This window comes from Undibacterium sp. FW305-107 (genome assembly GCF_058788535.1).
Genome location: NZ_JBYTAV010000005.1, coordinates 63,130 through 82,240, shown reverse-complemented (window position 1 = coordinate 82,240; position 19,111 = coordinate 63,130). Strand labels below are relative to the sequence as shown.

Sequence of the window (19,111 nt, the reverse complement as noted above, 5' to 3'; positions counted from 1 at the left end):
TGCCATGGCCTCAATAGCTTCAGTGAATGAGATTAATAAAATTTGACAGCGTAAATCGGTGGCAAATTAACAGATATCTGGTACCAATCATCCCCCTCATTCTCACTCGCCCACAAGTTGCCGGTAGTCGATGCCATCAACAGATTTTTGCCATTTTCCGACACAGCCAATCCATGGCGATACACCAGGTCATAACAATCTTGTTGTGGCAGACCGTTTCTTAAAGATTCAAAGGTCTTGCCACCATCCCTGGTACGCGTGACGCTCATGGCGCCATGCAGGGGCACACGCTTTTGGTCCGCCACAGCAGGCACAAACCAGGCAATATCGGGGTTGCGTGGGTGGGCGGCTACAGCAAAACCAAAATCTGGAATACCTTCAGGCAAATGCAATTGCTGCCAGCTCACAGCATCGTCTTCACTACGCCAGATACCATTGTGATGCTGACACCATAAGACATGGCTGGCGAATTTGCTGCGTGCGATCAGGTGCGGGTCCTGGATATTTTGCTTGTCTGCCATGTCAGGCGGCATATAAGCCGCATGCATACCGGATGCACATAATCCCCAGTTCTTGCCGCCATCTTCAGTTTTCCAGGCGCCGCCACAGGAGATACCCAGCAAAATATGCTGAGAATTGCGCGGGTTGACGCATATCGAATGTATGCCTGGCGTATCGTAACCGCCGCCCATCCACTCCTTGCGCTCTTCCCTGTCCCACAGACTGCGCACCAGCTCCCAGTTGTTGCCACGGTCAACAGAACGGAATAAGCCACCAGGCAAGGTACCGGCCCACAACACGCCCGGCTCTTCACTGCCACCAGTTTCCAGTGACCAGATGGCCTTCAGTTTCCAATCGACATCGTCCTCTGTTTTAGGGTGTTCAGGATAAGCTGGCGCGGCGATCTCTGTCCAGTCGTCACGGCCTTCATCCCGTCTATGCAACTTGACTCCAAAGTGTCCGAGATTCAATGCTGCATAGACGGCGCCATCGCGTTTGTCATGCAGGCACATGCTCAGGGGTTCTCCCAGAAAACTGATCTGATCCAGCTTCCACTTGCCGTCAATATGGATCAATTCAAACAAACCCTTGCGGGTTGCTACCATTGCTTTCATCATTAGCCTCCTGAAAGAGCCTGCAAGACATAGACTTGGCTATTTGAATTTAAAGGGTCACGCAAGCCACTGCGTTGCATGACACGCTTGCCATCGATAAAGATCACCACATGAAAACGCAGATCACCCTGTTCATCCAGGATATAGCCGCGTAGAGTGGGGTTGACCTGAAATGCTGCTTCCAGCGCATCGCGCAAATTATCCGCCACCGTTTCCACTTCAGGAACTTCAGTAAAACGACTGAGTTGCTGGGTGAAAATCAACCTGGCCATGATTATGCCCAGTCCTTGTATGGGTGTTTGAGCAAATTCGCATTTGCATAACGCCGGTCGTGGCTGACTTCTTCACCCAGCCAGGCCGGACGGTCAAATTGCTGTTGCTCGGATTCAAGCTCAACCTCTGCCACAATAAGGCCTAGATTATCGCCAATGAACTCATCCACTTCCCAGGTCAAACCTGCAAGAGGAATACGGTAACGTGTTTTTTCTATGAGAGGTTGCTGGCAGACTGTGTCCAGCAAGATTTGAGCATCGACCAGCGGGATGGGGTATTCCCATTCGCCACAGCTAATACCGGTTGACATGCCTTTGATGGTCAGCATCGCACGTTCTGCTTCTATGCGTACCCGTACGATGCGACCCGGGTCAGAACAAATATAACCCTGGCGCAGAAACGTGCCCTGCCCCTGTTGTTTGAAATCCTGATTCACAACAAGGAATTTGCGTTCAATTTCTACGCCCATTACTACTCCGATCAATAAATACCGGAATTATGCACTCAATGTAGCCAAAATCGGTTGCAACATTGCTTCACCCAATTTGATACTGCGAGAACCATCCCAACCCACTTCTGCATCCGGCAAATTGGCATTGTCCTTGAATGGCAATTCCAACGTCAGTGAAACGCATTTGAAGGTATGTCCAATATACTTGGATGCCAGTTTCAGTACATCTTCATTGTATTTGGATGCTTCGTAACCGTATTTGGTCTGGAAGTCCGGGCTGGCCAGGCAGAAGCTATTCACAAAATGCTGCTGCTCCTGCATTTGCTTTTCGCTAAAGCCTGCCAGCATTTCGCTGCCGGCCACGAAGATGTAAGGCAAGGCTTCATCACCATGGATATCCAGGAACAGGTCGCAACCTGTTTCATGGATCTTGTTCTTCACATAATACACTTCAGGGCTGGTTTCCAGCGAAGGTGTCATCCATTCACGGTTAAGGTTGGCACCAGCTGCATTGGTGCGCAGGTTGCCGCGTACAGAACCATCCGGGTTCATATTAGGGACAATATACACAACCGCTGTTTCCAGTATGCTGCGTGCGATTGGATTGGATGGATCCAGCAAGGCATTCAATGTGCCTTCAACCAGCCATTCAGCCATGGTTTCACCAGGATGCTGGCGCGCAATAATCCAGACTTTCTTTTCAGCCGCTGGGTCACCAACTACGATCAGGTTCAGATCGCGGCCATCGACGGTATTGCCCAGGTCTTCAACGCGGGCAACAGAGGAATTTTCTACCCCGCCCAGCAAGGCCAGGTGACGTTCCCAGGTATAAGGCTCAAAATAAGCGTAATACACGCTGTCACGCTCAGGGGTATGGCGTATGGTCATGACCTTGCCATCAAACTCGGTATCCACACGGAACCAGTTGGCCCTGTCATAACTTGCTACCGCACGATAGCCTTCCCAGCCCTTGGCATAGGTAGCATCACCCGCATTGAGGATACGCATGACGGTCTCCTGACCACGCGCACCCTGCAAGCGAAAGTGAAACCACTGCCAGATATCGGCATGTGAATCCTTGCGCAAATTTAAATCGATGGCCCCCGCCTGTTCCGCCTTGACGACTTCGATCGCTCCCGCGTCGAAATTCTGACTGATTTTAATTGTCATGTTGTATTTATTCAGAAATGTTTTTAAGCACCGTGGTGATACGGCGACCTAGGATGAGTATTTTCACAGTTTTTTCTAAATTATGAAAATATTTCAGTCAAATAATGAATAAAATCGGACAAATCTTTTCACCAAGGCAAGCATTTAAGAAGTTTCCGGCCAAACATAGCAAAATTCGCCACGATATACTATAATCTTTCGCTCAGTGTCGGGGCGTAGCGCAGCCTGGTAGCGTACGTGCATGGGGTGCACGGGGTCGGAGGTTCGAATCCTCTCGCCCCGACCATTGAAATCAAAGACTTACCCAGTTTGCTGATTACATAATCAGCACTGTATATTGAAGAAATCTTCAATACTTTTAAAACCTGCCTTGCGCAGGTTTTTTTATTTCAGTATTTCATTTTACTGAAAAGTATCATTTACCTCTCATATTTCCGTTAATTCCCGGTATTGTTGTATTTAAAATGCGTCGCACATCAACCCAAAAGCCTTGCAAGTTTAGCGTTTTGTATTAAATTTGAAATATTTATATAAATATCATAATCAATCACTAAAATTGATTAAAATAGCTTAGCAAGATTCTGACGACGCAAATACTTAAGCGTGGGTAAGATGAAACAAAAGCTTTGTTACATCGATATATGTCCTTACGCTAAACGGAGCGATAAGTTGATATTCTCCGGCTCCAGACAGAGCTGGCAAGAACGCTTACAGATTTTCCAGAATATCGTTTCAAGTCGGCACACTATCACCTGCAAGCGGGTGTTGATGACTGAAGCCCCCCTTTTTTTCTTTCCCTATCAATTTAAGCGTCTCTTAATCTTCCATGGTTCTTTTGTTCCATGTGCAGATATATTCCGCTTGCGGATCCGCAGAAAAGCGGGGTATTTATGAAAATGCCGACACTAAGATTGCGCACGGTTCGCCATAAACTGCTGCTCATGGTCTTGATCGCCAACTTAGTCACTTTAGCATCCGCTGGCGGGGCTCTGCTCTATCATGAATTAATGGAAAATCGCGCCAAGACGGTAGCTGAATTGTCGGTACTGGCAAGTATCCTGGCGCAAGGAAGTGCAGTAGCGTTGGAATTTGATGACATCAAAGTGGCCAATGAAAATCTGGCGCAATTACGGGCTAACCCCAATATTGTCGCTGCGGCGATATACACATCTCAAGGCAAATTATTTGCTCACTATTTACGTGAACCTGGTCGCAAGAATCAATTGCCTGCCAGTCCCAGTGTCGAAAATTCTCATTTTGAAGATGGTGAACTCGCAGTCTTCAAACGCATCAGTTCAGATCACGAAACTCTTGGCACAATATATTTGAGGCAGCACTATCAACTCGGCAAGTGGCTGCTTGATTATCTAGTCATACTTGGTCTGGTTTTATTTGCCAGCCTTGCATTAGGTGTACTTATTTCATCTCATTTGCAGCGTTGGATTTCAGTTCCGATTCATGCCATCAGCAGTGTCGCAAGACAAGTCATGGAACAGCGCAATTATCATTTACGTGCCAGTAAAAGTACGGAAGATGAAATTGGTCAGTTGGCCCAATCCTTCAATGACATGCTGCAAACTCTGGAGCGCGAGATCAGTGAAAAAAGCCAGGCAGAACAGGCTGTACGTACCCTGAATGCAGAACTTGAAGGCAGAGTGATTGATCGCACCAATGAACTGCAAGTTGCTAACCAAACCTTGATCAGCAGAACCGAAGAAGCAGAAAGTGCCAATCGTGCCAAGGCAGATTTTCTCGCCAATATGAGCCATGAAATTCGCACTCCCATGAATGCCATCCTGGGGTTCGCTTATTTGCTGGAACAGAATCAACTTAATGATGACGCCATAGATCTGGTCAAAAAAATCCGCAATGCTGGCCGTTCATTGCAAGCTATCATCAATGACATCCTGGATTTTTCCAAGATCGAGGCCGGGCAACTGGAGGTGGAGCATGCCCCTTTCCGTATCGTCGATTTGCTGGACAATCTGGCAGGGATTATGGCTGCCACCGCTGGTGACAAAGATATCGAACTGAACATTTCCCCGCCTCCCGCGTTCAGCGGCCAATTGCTTGGCGACGCACTGCGGGTAGAGCAGGTACTGATTAACCTTACCGGAAATGCCATCAAGTTTACCGAGCATGGCTCTGTCACGGTGAGCATCAGTCAACTAGCCAGGGATAACAGCACGATTACCTTGCGCTTTTCTGTGCGGGATTCTGGCATCGGTATTCCGCTGGATAAACAATCACAGATTTTTGCAGCATTTTCCCAGGCCGACATCTCCACTACCCGTCGTTTTGGTGGCACAGGCCTGGGATTGACCATATGTCGCCATCTGGTGAACAAGATGGGCGGAGAGATCGGTGTCATCAGCGAGCCCGGTACGGGCAGCGAATTTTGGTTCACCATACCCTTTGAATGGTCGCCAACCAGCGCCTATGCGCCGGCCGAAATGGCTGCGCTGGATATCCTGATCGCGGATGACAGTGAGAATGCCCGCGAAAACATGGCTCTCACAGCGCGTTCAGTGGGCTGGAACCCAACCAAGGTGGATTCAGGCGAAGCCGCCATTCAAAAAGTTCAGGCCAGGCTTGAAAGCAATACTAAATATGACGTGCTGCTGTTTGACTGGAAAATGCCTGGAATAGATGGTTTGCAAACTGCAAGCCTGATTCGTAGTGTATTGAAAGACGATGCTTCACCTATTGTTGTGATGGTTACTGCTTTTTCACGGGATGAATTGTTGAAGCATGCAGATATCGGCCTGATCGATGGCGTACTCAGCAAACCTGTGACCTGCTCAACCCTTTATAACTGCGTCGCCGAAGTACTGGGCCGTCGCGGTACTGGCCGTCTGCAAAGGAAACGTCAGGCCAGGATATTAAAAGAAAAACGCATTCCCGGAGTGAATGTGCTGGTAGTTGACGATAGCGAAGTCAATCGCGAAGTCGCTCAAAGAATCCTTGCTGCGGATGGCGCTACGGTCTATTTGGCAAATGATGGGCTAGCAGCAGTGGAATGGCTGCGCAAGCACCCTAAGGTGGTTGATATTGTGTTGATGGATGTACAGATGCCATTGATGGACGGCTACGAAGCTACAAGACAATTACGTGCCTTGCCGGATGCTGGCAAACTGCCTGTCATCGCCCTCACTGCCGGCGCATTCAAAATGCAACAAGAAGCTGCGCATGAAGCGGGCATGAATGCATTTGTTGCCAAGCCTTTCAACGTAGAAGAGTTAATGACTGCCATACAGCAGTTGACTCACTGCCAGTCAGAGATGTCTGAAGATGATGATCATACGCAAACCTCAGGCATCACAGCTACACAGAATATTGAAAAACTTCCGGGCATTGCCGTAAAAGAAGCGATGGCCGTGTGGAATGATTTCGCAGTTTATCGTAAATTTTTGCTGAAATTCAAGATCGACTATATTGATAGTGCCGACCAGTTTTCCGCTTGCTACGCGGCAAATGATCTTGATGCAATCAAAGCTTTGGCACATAAGTTGAAAGGGTGTGCAGGAAATTTAGGGCTTTTTGATATTGCGCATGCTGCGGCAGAAATCGAAACCACCGGGACATCAGGAGAAGGTCAATTTGCCCTGGATAAACTGCAAGTGGCTATGGATAAAACCTTTGCATCCATCTCACTCTTGTGTACCGAAGAAAAAGAATCAGAAGAATCATCGATAGAACCTGACTCTATCGACAAAGGAAAAGTTGGCCCCTTGTTGCTTGAGCTTTTGCAGGCGCTGGATACCGATCACCCTGATCGAGCCAACCAGTTATTTGAAGCACTCAAACCTTTGCTGCCTGCCGACAAACTTGCGTCGCTGCGCTCACTTGTTGACGATTTTGATTTTCGGGGTGCCGAGACACTGACCTGGCACCTGGCTAAAGATTTCGAGATCGAACTGAAGGACTAATCCATGCCCACCGCACCCATTCTCATCGTTGATGACGAACCTGGCAATCTAGCCACTTTAAAGCAGATCTTGGGGGCCGATTACCTGCTGGCATTTGCACGTAGTGGCCAAGAGTGTCTGAATGCTGCAAAAAAACACAAACCCGCCTTGATACTGCTTGATATACAGATGCCTGACATGGACGGATATACCGTTTGCAAAATGCTCAAAGCAGATACGGAAACGGAAAGCATACCCATCATCTTTGTTTCTTCTTTAGGCGAAGTTGGAGATGAGACTGCGGGTTTCGATTGTGGTGGTGTTGATTATATTATCAAGCCGGTGTCGTCTGCCTTGGTACGTGCGCGCGTGCGCACTCATTTATCACTGGTGCGCACCACCATACTTGAACGCTACGTTAAACAACTTGAAATCGAGCAGGCAAAAACTGCCCGCCTGAGCCGGATACATGCCGTCTTAAGCGGCACCAATTCTGCCATTGTCCGCATCAGGGAGCCGCAAGCACTACTGGAAGAAGCTTGTCATATCGCCGTCGAGCAAGGTGGCTTTGGTATCGCCTGGATCGCTATTTTTAATGACAACGACAGTTCTTTCAAACTGGCAGCAAGCCAGGGAGTAGACCTTGAGCAAATGAATGTGTCCTTGCTGTCAGAGACAAACAGCGTCACTGCAGAACATGGGATACCTGAGCATATATTTAAAACCGGCCAGGCTGCTTACTGCAATGACGTACGAACCAGGGCAGATTCAGATCGCAGTTGTCGTGACGCTCTTGAGCGCGGCTACCTTTCCATTATCGGCCTGCCTTTGATGATAAATGACAAGGTGGTCGGGGTCATGGTCTTGTACGCCAGAGAAAATCATTATTTCGATGATGAAGAAATGAAACTGCTCAGTGAACTGGCAGGTGACATGTCATTTGCATTATTGGCGATCAATAACGAGAAAAGGGCGAATTTTTTATCCTATTTCGATCCTCTCACCGCCCTCCCCAATACCAGTCTTTTTCTGGACCGTGTAGATCAACTGATACAGTCGGCCCACAGGGAAAATTACGGTGTGTTTGTCATGGCAATCAATCTGGATCGTTTCAAGCATTTGAACGATACTTTGGGGAGACATGTAGGCGACCACATCTTGAAGCTGGTTGCCAAACGTCTTATCGATACTCTGCCTGGTCACTACAGTGTGGCACGTATAGGTGCAGATAATTTCGCGATACTGGGGGAACTGGCGAGTAACGCAGATGTCAGCGCCACTTGTGAGCAGATCATCAGTTTATTGCAAGAGCCCATGCTGATTGATGACTGCCGCACGCAAGTATTGGCCAGACTGGGGGTTGCCATTTACCCCACAGATGCCATTAATGCAGAATCTCTGTTCAAGAATGCAGAGGCAGCATTAAAACAATGCAAGTTGCAAAAGAAACGCTTTCAATTCTATTCATGGGAAATCAACGCCAGGATTTCTGACATGATAGAAATGGAAAACATGTTGAAGGCTGCCTTGGACCAGAATCAGTTTGTATTGTTTTTCCAACCCAAGATAGACTTGCGGACCGGCCAGATCATCGGCAGCGAGGCTCTCATACGCTGGCAACATCCTGAGCGTGGATTGTTGCCACCGGGTGCTTTCATTGAATTGGCTGAAGAAACCGGACTCATCGTCCCCATTGGCACCTGGGTTATCAATGCAGTTTGCGCGCAGCAAGCTGCCTGGTTGCGTGATGGACTGCATATCGTGCCAACCGCCGTCAATCTCTCAGCGCTGCAATTCAAGGAAGGCAACGTGTTGGGAATTGTGCGGGAAGCTCTTTCAAAAAACAAGTTGGGATCAGAGTCCATAGAATTGGAATTGACAGAGTCTACGATCATGCACAAGCCTGAAGATGCTGAAGTCATCATGCATGCATTCCGCGAACACGGCCTGTGCCTGTCACTCGATGACTTTGGTACTGGCTACTCTTCCCTGGCTTACCTGAAACGTTTTCCATTTAATACTGTAAAAATTGACAAGGCTTTTATCACAGATATTACACAAAATCCCGAGGATGCAGCCATCGCTACTGCCATCATTGGAATGGCACACAGCCTGCATATGAATGTGATTGCGGAAGGGGTCGAGACCGAGGCGCAATTGAAGTTCCTGCGTACCCGAAATTGCGACCAGATACAGGGCTACTTCTTCAGCCCCCCAGTTCCAGCAAAGGATTTTGCCATGATGCTGCTCAACGACAAGCAGTTGGTGCCAGAAGCTGATAGTGAGCAGCAAACCTTGCTGCTTGTCGATAGCGAAGAAGCCATACTCGCAGCATTAAAACGGTCCTTGCGTGGTCAGGGATACCGCATACTTACTGCCCCTGACAGTCAGAAAGCCTTGGAACTATTGGCAGTCAACCCGGTGCAAGTCATTTTGTGCGAACAACGCCTGTCCAAAATGACAGGTTCGGATTTTCTGACGATAGCAGCCAAACTGTACCCCGATACCATGCGCATTGTACTCAGTGGTTACACGGAATTGCAGTCAGTCCTTGATGTCATTAACCGTGGCGAAATTTATCGATTCCTTACCAAACCTTGGGATGATGAACTGCTCAGACAAAATATCAGTGAAGCATTCCGGCGTTATCGCCCATCGCTAATTGAGTAAACGTCAGCAAAAAAATTTACTGCCCGCTGGCGACTCTATATGCGACGGAGATAAGGCGTGAACTGATGAGCACCAAGTCCTGGGTTGCTGTTTTTGGGGCGACTTCAAACCGGACCTTGCCGTCAACAACGACAAAATTGATCATGCTGCCCGTAGACAATGCACCTTCTGTTTCTGTCACCGTCAGGATCGCACGTCCTTTGGCAGTCGCTAAAACATCCGCTATTTTGTTACTGGAACGTGCCACAAAAAGTACATGGACACCATTCAGACCATTAGCACCTTCATCGCCCTTTAGCTTTTTCACTAAAAAAGCACGCCCATTGATATTGCGACCCAATGCCATTTGCACCAATTCATTCGCAACACCATCCGAACCAAGAACGGCAATATTCAATGCGCTGTCTGCTGCAGAAAATGATTTTTCTGGCCATTCAACATAACTGCAAAATTTAAACAGATATGCGGCCTTGACACGCTGCTCAAGATTGTCGCTCAAGTCATTTGCTTGTACGCAAGGAACTCTGAACAAGAGCAACATCAATGAAAGCAAAAAGCCAGAAAATAGTTTTCCCTCCGGTTTTGGGACAAACCATGATTTTCCAGATTTTAAAGCTTCCATATCACCCTGACCATCAGACTGCGCTCGAATTCAGCCCTGTTCGGGCTGGCTCCAAATTCGGCATGAGATTTCTGTAGCAGATTTTGCCCTATCAACGAAAGCTCTATACCGGGTCTGATTTTCCAACCCAAGCGCATATTTAATGAAGTATAAGCGGGTACAGCGGGTTTCGGCAGGCTCGCTACATGACGCAGATGGAGGTCAAGCTCCTTATCTTTTGCCAGCTCGAAACTGCTGCGTATCATCCAGTAGCTATCGGCATCATTGACTATGGTTAAACCATTTCCACTTGAAATGTCCTTGCTACCTGCCTTTAATTGGGTGCTGATATTTTGCCAAACACCACCCGCCGTCAGACGCCACGCAGAATTGGCTTGCCAGGTTGCCCACATTTCAACACCCTTGGTCCTGCCCTCAGCCAGATTGCGAAAAACTGCATCCAGCCCCCCGGCACCCGGCTCCAAGGTTCGCATTTTGTCATATTCAGTATAGAAAATGGTTGCGGAATAAGTAATGTTTTTATTTAATTGGCCGCGGTAACCCAGTTCTGTGGTTTTGGCTATCTCAGACTCAAAGTCCGGACCGCCGGCATAAATATATCTGAGCTTCCCACCTATCAGTATGGGTTTGGTTGGCGCAAATAAATCACGATCTATACGTGACGGTGTCCGTACTGAACGCGACAATGATGCCCATAGCAAGTGCTTGTCTGTGGGTTCCCATGCCAGGCGCAAATTAGGCAAATTTTCCAGGCCGGTATAACTGTTTTTTTCAAATTTCAAACCCAGGGTCAGGCGTAAATTTTCTCTGAAACGAATTTCGTCCTGAATAAAGATATTTGCCCAATGCATGTTCAGGTCACCGGGCAAAAACCCAAAGCCATTACCGTTCTGTACCCTGTCTATTGCATACCGGTAGCCAGCTCCCCACACCAGATTGTGCAAACTGCCGATGGTCTGGGATTGCTGGAACTCCATATCCAGTGTATCGAGATGTTCGTTATAGGCGTTTGGCTGATTGCGCTCAGTATGATCCCAATACAATTGCAAACTGCTATCGGTATTGTCAGCAGCCTTCCAGCCTGTGCGGCTGAGCAGATTGATGCCAGCAAGCTCAATATCTGCCGTGCCGGCCTGGTGCAGGCTGGCGTGATAAGTATTGCCAATAAAAACCTGCGTACGCTCTGCTTGCTCCCAATCAGAACGGAATCCAAATTGGTCGCGACGCCAGCCTTCCAACAATGGCTTGCCGTTCAAGTTACGGCTGTCATCATTGTCTGCGTGCTTGGCATAAACCCTGTAATTTGCTCCATTATCAAAACTGCTGCCATATCGCACTGCCATATTGCGCTCGTGTGGACTGATACCCGCACTGACCAGGCTACCTGTAGTATCTTTGGCAGACCGGGTGATGATATTGATCACGCCATTGACAGCATTGGCTCCCCACAGCGTAGCGCCAGCACCGCTGATCACTTCTATACGCTCAACATCTTCCAGTACCACGTCCTGAGCATCCCAGAACACCCCTGAAAACAAGGGGGAATAAACGGTACGTCCGTCAATCAACACCAGCAACTTGTTTTCAAAGGGACTATTGAATCCTCTTGCGGTAACCGCGTAGTTCCTGGCATCCACCCGCGCCACCTGCAGGTTTGGTGCAAGTCGTAAAGCTTCCGGCAGGCTGGCCACCCCTGAACGACGGATTTCTTCGTTCGTAATAACAAAGATGGAAGCGGGAGCCTTGGCAACATTTTCGACTTTTTTGGAGACCGAAGTAATGCGTATATTAGCCAGCTCATCGAAGGAAAGATCGAGAAAATTATCTGATGCAGCCACGGCCGCATAGCATGGTGTTGCCATTGTCACGGCAAACAGCAGACTTGAGGTCTTAAAGCTGATCAGGGAATCTATTCGCCGCTTGCGGAATAAACAGGATGATTTCATTTAAGCCTCTGACAATGCGAGGTTGCAGAGGCTATGCCTCTATCCATTGAATTGCGCAATACATATGCAATTAAAGATAGACTTTATTTTAAATAATTACTACAGGAATAAGATATTTTTGTAAAAAAACAGCTTTTTTACAACTACACTTAATACAGCTCTTTTGCCATATCACGTACGGTGCGCAATAACAGATCAGCGCCTGGGAACAATAAATGTTCAGTCTACAGTGACTTCCGCAGCCATGAGTTTAGACAGCATCAAAAGACTAAAAACATTGACCATAAACCACAAGCAGAGAGATTTCATACTATTCATCCTTAAACTATTCTAGCTACCTGTGCCACCTGTCCGTGCACCCCAGATTGATACTCCTTCTTGCGATTGTGCGGTAAAACTGACGACAAAAGCTGAAGCGTTTGTATTCCACTGACGCGACAAAACACCGCTGAATATGCCACCGCCGTCCAGAGTAATCTGGACATTGTTATTACCACGATGTTTCCAGCTACCGCCAACTGCACCGGAGATACTGCCGTCGCTGTTAAGCCTGATATTTTGCGACAGCTTCAAGTTAGTAGAAATATCCTTGCCATGATTAATCATTTTGTAGCTGCCTTCAGCGTCCTTGCTACTGACTTCTGCCGGCTGTGCTGGCAAGCTTTTGCTTAATGGTGCATAACGGAAAGGAGCCACTACCGGCCAGCCATCTTCATTAATGAACATCTCATGCGCACGCACTTCATGCAGTTCGCCAGTGTTTGGGAAACGGATATGGAAAATCAAAAAATACTGATTAGTTGAGGCCTCATAATAAGCTGAATTATGGCCGGGTGAAACATACCCCAAAGGTGTACCAGTCTCCCCCACAGCCAGGGCAAACTGGTGGTTACCCATCAGTTTTTGTCCATATGACGCAATGCTTGCGTCATCAAACAAAGGCAATGCCGGATTGGATTTGACCTTGTCCATATCATTCCCTCTGGCATCCAGATAAGGACCATCTGGTGCCAGCGAACGGGCTACGCGTAAATTGTAGGCTCCATTCGCATCCAGCCCGCCAAAGGAAGTGAACATATAGTAATACTTCGATTGTGGGCTATACATGACGTAAGCACCTTCAATGCGACTATGGTTACTGCCCATCAGGTGTTTACCATAACCCTGATTCGCTTTGGGCAAGCCCGTGGTTTTATCCATGGCAAGGATAAAAATCCCGCCAGAATAAGAACCATAGATCATCCACAGATTGCCATCCTTATCACGAAACACATTGGGATCAACCGCATTCGGGTGCACCAGCGGATCATAGATGGTCTTGCCATCTTCGCTTAGTTGCCCCCACATCCCGGATTTCAGGAAAATCTGCTTATTGACATATGGCCCCTCTATCTTGTCAGCAACCGCCACACCCAAGGCCGAACGGGGAGAATCACCTTTGCAAGAGTTGTAGTAAAAATAAAACTTACCGTCATCAAGCTGAATTACATCTGGTGCCCACAAATCTACTACTTGCGACCAGGAAAACAAATCAAATAAGACCCTGGTCACATCAGCAAATAAAGGATTACCCGTATTGACGCCGTCAGCTACTTTGGTCCAGCTCATCAGATCAGTAGATTTTGCTGCTGCCAGATGCGAACCAAAAATATAGTAAGTGCCCCCGGTCTTCACTATCGACGGGTCATGCACAGATACATTATTAAAACTCAAGGCCGCCTGTGTCAAATTACCGCCATTCGTCGTACCTGTAGGGGCTGTACCTGTTGCAGTAGCACTTGTGCCGACCACTTCAACTGCTCCCCCTCCTGCACTACATTCACCGCAAACGGTCAACATCAGCAAGCCTGCCAATACCATCGCCTGCGTCAAAGTTGATGATGCCATTTTTGTTCTCGTATGGTTTTAGATAATTGCACAACGATATGTAGCAATTATTCAAGCGCAACCACAACTATTGCCTTGGCCGGGATATTCAATGTCAACTTGCCAGCTTTCGCGTTTGCATTAAAACTGCCCGGCTGGACTGATTGCGGTTGGGCAAAGGTATTGTGGGCGTCCATAGCCTTGGCAGTCAGTAGCCTGCCTTTTGCCGTTTTCAGCTTTTCACCAGTCACATCAATGTCTATCTCAACACTCTTGTTGGGATTAGTGTTCACCAGTGATAAATATAATTTCCCGTCCAGGGCACGGGCAGCCGAAGCACTTACTTCAGGGATACTGGTTTTACCAAAACTGTATTCAGGGTTATTGGTTATCATCAAAGGCAAGGCAGTCGCATTTTGGAATGGCACATACATTTCAAATGCATGATAAGTTGGTGTCAGCAGCATCTTGTCTTTATCAGTCAGTATCATGGCTTGCAAGACATTGACCATCTGGGCAATATTGGTCATGCGTACACGCGCTGCATGAGTATGAAAAATATTGAAGTTCAATGCCGCAACCAGGGCATCACGCAGACTGTTTTGCTGATATAAAAATCCAGGATTAGTGCCTGCTTCTACGTCATACCAGGTACCCCACTCATCGACATTGAAAGAAATTTTGTTTTTTGGATCGTTGACTTCCATCTTGGCGACATTGTTCTTGATCAGGCTGTCCATGCGCAACGTATTTTTTAGCGTGGATATCCATTGATCTTCACCAAAACCAAGCGCCATGCCTTTCTTTTCCCATACGCCGGTAGGCAAGGTGTAATAATGGAAGCTGACACCGTCAAAGCGCATATTCCATTGTTCATGAATGTTCTTGGTCAAATAATCTGTCCAGGCAGTGTCATCGTCATGACCGCCACTGGCAATGATTTTCGGCATGTAAGCCTTGGGGGCTTTCAAGAAACTGGCATATTGATTGAACAGGCTGGTGTAGTATTCGACCTTCATATTGCCACCACAACCCCAGGCCTCATTACCAACGCCAAAGAATGCAACATTAAATGGCTTGTCGCGGCCATTTTTTCGGCGCAATTCTGCCAGGGTGGACTTGCCGTCACCCGTCATATACTCCAGCCACTCTGCCATTTCCTGCGGTGTACCAGAACCCAGATTGCCATTCACGTAGGCATCAGCCCCCAGCAGATCAACCAGATCAAAAAATTCGTGTGTACCAACGGCATTGCGTTCTTCCACATTACCCCAGTTGGTGTTCATCTTCACTGGACGGCTCTCACGCGTACCTATGCCATCACGCCAGTGATACTCATCAGCAAAACAGCCACCAGGCCAGCGTACCAGTGGCACATGCATTTTTTTCAAAGCACCAATGACGTCGTTGCGCCAACCCTTCGTATTAGGAATAGATGAATCTGGCCCTACCCACATGCCTTCATAAACGCCTGTGCCCAAGTGCTCAGCAAATTGACCATAAATATTCTTGTTGATAACGGGGCCGGGCTTTTTCGTATCGATGCTGACGCTGACTTGATTACCAGCAGAGACCGGAATGGCAATCACCGCAGAAGCAAAAACTACTGCAGACAATACATCTGCTTTAAAACTGGTTTTTAATATTTTCATTTTTTGTTTCCTGATTTTTAGGCTAGATGCGTGCACCCACCGCCTGCTTTTCCACAGGCGGTCACAGCGAATCAGAGGCAACAGGCATTGCTATACGCTATATGGTCTGACAACAGTCGAGATCAAATTCACAGGATCAGACCCAGCCGCCATCGACGATAAACTCCTGCGCGCTGCACATGGCACCGTCATCCGCCGCCAGGAACAACACCATCGAGGCAATATGTGCAGGCATCAGTTTTCCGCGCAGGCATTGATTTCGCTTGATTTCCTGCTCACCTGACTCATCTACCCACAAGTCAATCTGGCGCTGTGTCATCACCCAACCAGGTGATACGGTATTCACCCGTATGCCATGCGCACCAAATTCGCGTGCCAGTCCACGGGTCAGGCCGACGACTGCTGCCTTTGCAGTGGCGTACACTGGGTAACCCGCACCCTTGATATGCCAGGAAATCGAGCTTACATTGATGATGGAGCCACCACCTTTTTTCTTCATGCCAGGCAAGACAGACTGACAGGTAAAAAACATGGGGCGCTGGTTAATGGCGATGCGTTCATTCCAATAATCGACACTGACTTCTTCAGTCTGATGGCGCTGATCATTGGCTGCATTGTTGACCAGAACATCAAAGTCACCGATCTCTGCCGCCAGTTCAGCCATGGCTTTTTGCAGCGCCGGAATATCAGTGATATCGCAATAGCGGTACAGGGGCACAGGCATGCCAGTAGTAGTCAATTTGGAGCACAGTGCCTCGCTGGCATCTTTGGCGATATCAACGAATGCTACCTTCGCACCCTGACGGGTAAAAGCACTGACCAGCTCTTCACCGATGCCGGTGCCGCCACCAGTAATAAATACTGTTCGTCCTTTGAGGCTGGCATAGTGTGCCAATTGATTCATGTCGTTTCCTGCTTAGAGTTTGATGATGTAGCTATTTTTTTGTCGGCTAAACCGATTTACTGCATCTATTCCAATTACAAACTATTTTTTTCCTGATACGCCACCATGACGACGCCAGATATTCGCCGCATTCTCATTGCACAGGCTTATTGGCAATAATAGCTGTGACAGGATTGCTGGCGCATGCAAGTCCACTAAGATAGACAATAGAAAATACAGGATAAAATCCAGCACCACCCGGTTTCACCAGGAAATAAATCAGCACACTAATCCAGACTAGCGCAATCTGGGTCTGTCGAAATAATTTGACCTTGCAATAGAGCTTGGTGATCCATTCTATAAAATAAAATCAGGGTTTCATCAGTTTGATCTGCAGTGAACTATCATTGATTTCAAAGGTATTGGCCTTCATCAGATTGATGACTTCTGCACCGGCCAGCAATACCGGGCCGTAGCTATGTGCAGCAAATACATTTACCGGGCGATAATAATAAAACGCCGGATCAAAGCCCATACCCGTACCCACACAAGTACCTTCCACCTGGCCTTTTTGCGTCACTTTACTGGCTACTGCATTCCATGCCAGCATGACTACTGGTGCGTAGGCACGTTTATCGATGAAGCCGCGATTAATGGCGTGTGCCATGGCATAGGTATAGATGGCAGTGGCTGATGTTTCCAGGTAACTGTCATTACGGTCCAGTAGTTGATGCCAGAAGCCTGTGCCATGTTGATAAGGCGCCAGACCTTTGACGTGTGCCTGCAATTGCGCCAGTACGTCGGCATAGCCAGGGTGATTTGGCGGCAGTACATCCAGCAATTCAACCAAGGTCATGACGGCCCAGCCATTTGCCCTGGCCCAGTGGAATTGCGGATGAACACCCATGTCCTGCACCCAGCCATGCATGTACACGCCTTTTTCCTTGTTGAACATGCGTTCAGAAAACTGTTTGACCTGTTTCACTGCATCGTCATAGTACCTGGTGTCGCCTGTCAATTTACCCATTTGCGCCAAGGCTGGCACACTCATGAACAAATCGTCGAGCCACAAGGTATTTGGCTGTGGCCGGTTGCGGGCCAGCGTGCCATCCGGCAGACGGAACTCCTTGGTGCTGACATAACTGCTGCAAATATCAATCAGGCTGGACAGCTTATTGGAGACACCATCCCTGGTGGCCTTGATCATGGCGGCACACATGGCACCGGCATCATCCAGCGCATGGGGCTGCAACAAGGAACGGATAGGTGAAGGGCTCTTGGGATTGGCTTTCAGCCGCGCGATATAATGCGGTGCGAGGTCTGCCAGAAAACCGAGGCGATCACTGGCGTAATTGCTGAAGCGTTTGTCACCTGTAGCACTGCCAGCAAGCAGCATGCCTGCGTAGGTGACACCCCATTCATAGCTGGTCAAACGATAATCACCGGGTGCCAGTATCGTATCATCATTGATCTGAGAAAAATCAGTTACCTGCTTTTTTGTTTTGCCATCAATAATCCTGGCAGGCGTAACATTATCCAGATAAGCATGGACGCGATACAGCACTTTTTTGACATCTTCTGCTGTTGGTTGACCGTACGGCGTCGGGTAATCGGGTTGCATCAAATGCAGGGGCGCGGTGACGTCATTGGCTGGCTTGCCTTTATTATTTTCTTTACCGGCGGCCATTGCTGTGTGCATGCTTAGTGGCAGCATGCAGCTGATACCTGCGATGGTCAATAATTTGAATATTAAACGCAAGCCGGATTGGTTTTTTTGTCTCATCTTTATCATCATTTTTTTGCTCTGTAAATTAGTCCTGCGAGTACCAGTTTTATTCCAATTGGTAAATCTTGAAATCACGTATTTTTTGCCGGGATTGTGTCGTCCGGAATCCAAAGTAGCCATCCCGCAAGGCATCTTTGTCTTTGTATGAAAAGAAAACTTTGCCATCGACCAGAACGCGCGTGCAGCCTTGGTACACCGCAGTTTCTATGAAGTAGTCCCGGTTTTCCTGCAATAAAGTGTCGCGTTCATTCAACTCGGTCAGCAAGCTACGTTCACCATTACCCTGGTATTTGCGAAACCTGGTTGTGGTGTTGGTATTGCCGCCTATGCCTGCGTAATACAGGCGTAAATCATCGTATTGTTCAAATGCTCCCTTGCGGGTAAAGATGTTTTGATCATGTGGATCAGTCGCCATCCAGAATTGATTCAAATCAGACAGGCGGTCATTACGCCCCTGTTCCATCACTACCCTGCGGGTGTAGCTGATCAACATGTCGCCAGATAATTTTTGTTTGAACCACACCGTCACCCCTTTCGCTGCATCGATCAAAAGCTGGTGATGGTCAACGCTGATATCGGAGTTCTCTGTGTCGGCGGACTCCACCTGCCACTGCCACAAACCAGCATCAAAGTCATCCTTGTAAATCAGCTTGCCTGGCTTGCCCCATTGACTGCAAGTAGCGTCCGCAGACTGTGCAGCGGCAGGTAAAGCCAGGATCATGACAACGAGAGTTGAAATAGTCTTGCAAACTGGTCGCAGGTTTGTTCG

Annotated in this window: 13 protein-coding genes and 1 tRNA gene; 3 read left to right on the top strand and 11 right to left on the bottom strand. The window is 48.0% G+C overall.

Going from position 1 to position 19,111, the window contains the following annotated elements; translation table 11 throughout:
• Positions 1–32: 32 nt before the first annotated feature.
• The 4 genes from AC3WQT_RS12335 to AC3WQT_RS12320 are packed head-to-tail and all read right to left on the bottom strand — an operon-like array spanning position 33 to position 3,009.
• Positions 33–1,118 (bottom strand): WD40/YVTN/BNR-like repeat-containing protein, encoded by a 1,086-nt coding sequence (locus tag AC3WQT_RS12335; protein ID WP_492704239.1) that lies wholly within the window; start codon positions 1,116–1,118, stop codon positions 33–35.
• Positions 1,118–1,387: a MoaD/ThiS family protein gene (locus tag AC3WQT_RS12330; RefSeq protein ID WP_492704238.1), complete on the bottom strand. Its 270-nt coding sequence runs from the start codon at positions 1,385–1,387 to the stop codon at positions 1,118–1,120. Before AC3WQT_RS12330 ends, AC3WQT_RS12335 begins: the two co-directional genes overlap by 1 nt.
• Positions 1,388–1,389: 2 nt before the next feature.
• The gene (locus AC3WQT_RS12325) at positions 1,390–1,857 is read right to left on the bottom strand and encodes a CYTH domain-containing protein (protein ID WP_492704236.1); all 468 of its coding nucleotides are present in this window, start codon (positions 1,855–1,857) and stop codon (positions 1,390–1,392) included.
• A gap of 27 nt (positions 1,858–1,884) precedes the next feature.
• Positions 1,885–3,009 carry a M14 family metallopeptidase gene (locus tag AC3WQT_RS12320; RefSeq protein WP_492704235.1) on the bottom strand — a complete coding sequence of 375 codons (1,125 nt, stop codon included), beginning with the start codon at positions 3,007–3,009 and terminating at the stop codon, positions 1,885–1,887.
• 209 nt (positions 3,010–3,218) lie between these two features.
• On the opposite strand from AC3WQT_RS12320, the gene AC3WQT_RS12315 reads away from it, so the two are divergent.
• From AC3WQT_RS12315 to AC3WQT_RS12305, 3 genes are all read left to right on the top strand, one after another.
• Positions 3,219–3,295, top strand: a tRNA-Pro gene (locus tag AC3WQT_RS12315).
• 604 nt (positions 3,296–3,899) lie between these two features.
• Positions 3,900–6,938: a sensor histidine kinase, YfiR-like protein-associated gene (locus tag AC3WQT_RS12310; RefSeq protein ID WP_492704234.1), complete on the top strand. Its 3,039-nt coding sequence runs from the start codon at positions 3,900–3,902 to the stop codon at positions 6,936–6,938.
• A gap of 3 nt (positions 6,939–6,941) precedes the next feature.
• Entirely contained in the window at positions 6,942–9,587 is a 2,646-nt protein-coding gene (locus AC3WQT_RS12305) for an EAL domain-containing protein (RefSeq protein ID WP_492704232.1), read from the top strand.
• A gap of 16 nt (positions 9,588–9,603) precedes the next feature.
• Here the strand turns inward: AC3WQT_RS12305 and AC3WQT_RS12300 are convergent, their stop codons facing one another.
• The 7 genes from AC3WQT_RS12300 to AC3WQT_RS12270 all read right to left on the bottom strand — a co-directional run bounded on the left by AC3WQT_RS12300 (position 9,604) and on the right by AC3WQT_RS12270 (position 19,063).
• Positions 9,604–10,086 (bottom strand): TOL_0243 family YfiR-like periplasmic protein, encoded by a 483-nt coding sequence (locus AC3WQT_RS12300; RefSeq protein ID WP_492704231.1) that lies wholly within the window; start codon positions 10,084–10,086, stop codon positions 9,604–9,606.
• Between the two features lie 110 nt (positions 10,087–10,196).
• Positions 10,197–12,155, bottom strand: a complete 1,959-nt coding sequence (locus AC3WQT_RS12295) for a TOL_0244 family TonB-dependent receptor (RefSeq protein WP_492704230.1) — start codon at positions 12,153–12,155, stop codon at positions 10,197–10,199.
• 330 nt (positions 12,156–12,485) lie between these two features.
• Positions 12,486–14,042, bottom strand: a complete 1,557-nt coding sequence (locus tag AC3WQT_RS12290; RefSeq protein WP_492704228.1) for a glycoside hydrolase family 43 protein — start codon at positions 14,040–14,042, stop codon at positions 12,486–12,488.
• Between the two features lie 47 nt (positions 14,043–14,089).
• Complete coding sequence (locus AC3WQT_RS12285; RefSeq protein ID WP_492704227.1) at positions 14,090–15,673, bottom strand: alpha-N-arabinofuranosidase; 1,584 nt, start codon at positions 15,671–15,673, stop codon at positions 14,090–14,092.
• A 136-nt stretch (positions 15,674–15,809) separates the two neighbouring features.
• Complete coding sequence (locus tag AC3WQT_RS12280; protein WP_492704226.1) at positions 15,810–16,577, bottom strand: SDR family NAD(P)-dependent oxidoreductase; 768 nt, start codon at positions 16,575–16,577, stop codon at positions 15,810–15,812.
• A gap of 349 nt (positions 16,578–16,926) precedes the next feature.
• Positions 16,927–18,339 carry a glycoside hydrolase family 88/105 protein gene (locus tag AC3WQT_RS12275; protein WP_492704224.1) on the bottom strand — a complete coding sequence of 471 codons (1,413 nt, stop codon included), beginning with the start codon at positions 18,337–18,339 and terminating at the stop codon, positions 16,927–16,929.
• 49 nt (positions 18,340–18,388) lie between these two features.
• Positions 18,389–19,063, bottom strand: coding sequence for a DUF6250 domain-containing protein (locus AC3WQT_RS12270; RefSeq protein WP_492704223.1), 675 nt, complete (start codon positions 19,061–19,063; stop codon positions 18,389–18,391).
• Positions 19,064–19,111 lie beyond the last annotated feature (48 nt).